Annotated in this window: 2 protein-coding genes; both read right to left on the bottom strand. The window is 63.8% G+C overall.

The features are described 5' to 3' along the window. Positions 1-114 precede the first annotated feature (114 nt). The gene (locus tag D4765_RS18905; RefSeq protein WP_136643855.1) at positions 115-864 is read right to left on the bottom strand and encodes an ATP-binding protein; all 750 of its coding nucleotides are present in this window, start codon (positions 862-864) and stop codon (positions 115-117) included. Continuing rightward, entirely contained in the window at positions 861-2,417 is a 1,557-nt protein-coding gene (gene istA, locus D4765_RS18900) for an IS21 family transposase (RefSeq protein ID WP_136643854.1), read from the bottom strand. The genes D4765_RS18905 and istA overlap by 4 nt, the downstream gene beginning before the upstream one ends. Positions 2,418-2,575: the final 158 nt, after the last annotated feature.

The following is a 2,575-nucleotide window of genomic DNA, read 5'->3' as shown; positions in this document are numbered from 1 at the left end:
GTGAGTATTTGAGGCTTTGAGCACCACCTGATCGTGTGGTTGGGCACCACTGATTGTGCGGGTCAGCACCAGTGGTGGCGCGGTTTGGGTACCACCGGTGCTGACGCGCGATGGTCAGGTCGTGGCGTGGGCGGTGTGTTCGCGCATGTTGTGGGTGCCGGTCTCGACCGTGATGGTGTTGTGGATGATGCGGTCCATGATCGCGTCGGCGTGGACGCCGGAGCCGAGGCGTTGGTGCCAGTCCTTCTGCTGGTATTGGGTACAGAACACTGTCGACGTTTCGCCGTAGCGGCGTTCCATCAGCTCGAGCAGCATGCCGCGCATCGATTCCGTGGGGCGGTCCAAGAGCCACTCGTCTATGACGAGCAGCGTGAACGAGGCGTATTTCCTGAGGAACTTGCCGCTGCCGCCGGTGCTGTCTTGCGCGGCGACCCAGGCTTCCTCGAGGTCGGGCATGCGGACGTAATGCGCGCGGATCCGGTGCTCGCAGGCGCGTTTAGCGATCGCGCAGCCCAAATACGATTTCCCCGACCCGGTGAAGCCTTGGAAAACGACGTTCTGCTGCCTCGTCACGAACGAGCAGGTACCGAGCTGAGTCAAGACCTCCCGACTGAGGCCACGTTCGTGAAGCAGATCGACGCGGCGAAGGTCCGCGTTCGGGTACCTCAGCCCTGCCCGCCGGATCAGGCCGGCGACTTTCGAGTGGGTGAAGGCCGAGTAGGCGTCATCGACGACCAACCGGACGCGTTCCTCGAACGACAAACTGATGCTGAGGGTCTCGTCCTGCGTGGTGATCGCTTCGAGCAGCTCGCCGGCGTTCATCTCTCGGAGTTTGCGTTTGGTCTCTGCGTCCAGGGCGCTCATCGGGCACCTCCGGCGTAGTAGGCGCTGCCGCGGACGTAGCCGCCACCATCACCCTCAGGCTCGTCGGGGGCGTGGCCCGTTTTGTCTTGCCCGGTGTCCAAGATAGGTCGAAGGTGCGCATAACGCGGTGAACGGATCGGCCCGCGCAAAGCCAGCACGCAGGCCGCTTCGACCCGGGCCGAGGAAAACCGGCGGGACAGCCGCAGCACCGCCAACGCAGGGTCGTAGCCCGCCTCCTCGATACTGGCGGCCTCGAAGATCTTCCCCACAACCGTCACCGTGGCCGGCCCAATCCTGGCCGCCCATTCCTCGATCCGGGCCCGGTCCCAGGCCTGGAAGCTGCGCCCCGCGGGAAGGTCGGCGTCGTTCGTCTGATACTGGTTGGACGTCGTGGCCGGCAGCAGGAGGTGGCTGGTCAGACGTTCGTCGCCCCGGTACACCTCCAGCATCGTCTCGGTGATACGAAGATCAACGCTGGCGCCGATGTGGCTGAAGGGAACGGAGTAGAAGTTCCTCGCCCACACCACGTGGGCGTTCTTGTTCACCTTACGTTTATAGGCCCAGGTGCTGATCTCGAACGGCGCCGCGGGCAGTGGGTGCAGCAGCGGCTTCTCCTCGGCCAGGAACACGCTGAGGCGGGAGCCGTCTCGTTTCTGGAACGGCTCTCGGTTATACGCACTGACCTGCTCTCCGATCCGGGCCCGTAACTGCGGCAACGACGTGAACTGCTCATGACGCAAACCCGCGATCACCCACGTCGCGACATGAGAGACCGTGTTCTCAACACTGGCCTTGTCCTTCGGCGCCCGAACCCTGCCCGGCAACACTGCGGCGGAGTAATGCGCGGCCAGCTCACGGTACGCGTCGTTCAGCACGACCTCACCCTCGCGAGGGTGGGAGATGACGCCGGTCTTCAGGTTGTCGGGCACCAGACGCGGGACAGTGCCGCCGAAGAAAGCGAACATCGCCGTGTGGGCGCGCAGCCACGATTCCTGCCGCATATCCAACGTGGCCTCCACGAACGCGTACCGGCTGAACGGCAGACACGCGACGAACAGGTACACCTTCGACACCTCACCCGTTGTCGGATCCAGCAGTTGCATCGTGGGCCCGGACCAGTCGACCTCGACACTTCGGCCGGCCTTGTGACCGACCCGCGATGTCGCACCCAAAACAGCAGCGTACTCGCCATACAGGCGGCAGAACCGGTCGTAACTCATGACCGCCTGGCCCGCCCGGGAACACGTGTCGACATATTCCTGATGCAGCAGCTTCAACGTCACCCCGACCCGGGCCAGCTCGGCGTGGACCCGCGACCAGTCCGGTTTTGCGAAGACACTCTCCCGAACCCCGCGGCCGGGAAACAATGTCGAATACGTCTCAGCCTCCGACAACTCCGCGACGTCATCCCAGCCCAACCCCAGCCGCTCCGCCGCGTCGAGTACCGCCTGGATGCTATGCCGCGACATCCCCTGAGCCGACTCGATCGCACGTCGCGACAAGCCCTGATTACGCAGCTGCAACACGAGCTTCGCCTTGATCTTCCGTACCATTACCGGTACTCCTCCCACCACGTGGCCATCACATGGTGGGAGGAGCTTCACAGGTGGTGCTCAACCACACCGATCATGGTGCTGAACGACGCAAACCAAGCACCTGAACAACGGTGCTCACCCGCATCAAAAGCGGTGCCCACAAGAGCGGATACTCA

This window comes from Subtercola vilae (assembly GCF_004923255.1).
Lineage (GTDB): Bacteria > Actinomycetota > Actinomycetes > Actinomycetales > Microbacteriaceae > Subtercola > Subtercola vilae.
This window is presented reverse-complemented; position numbering and strand designations above follow the sequence as displayed.

Excerpts from the sequence above, each read along its gene's own strand:
- D4765_RS18905 (WP_136643855.1), bottom strand. The coding sequence starts at position 864 with ATGAGCGCCCTGGACGCAGAGACCAAACGCAAACTCCGAGAGATGAAC.
- istA (WP_136643854.1), bottom strand. The coding sequence starts at position 2,417 with ATGGTACGGAAGATCAAGGCGAAGCTCGTGTTGCAGCTGCGTAATCAG.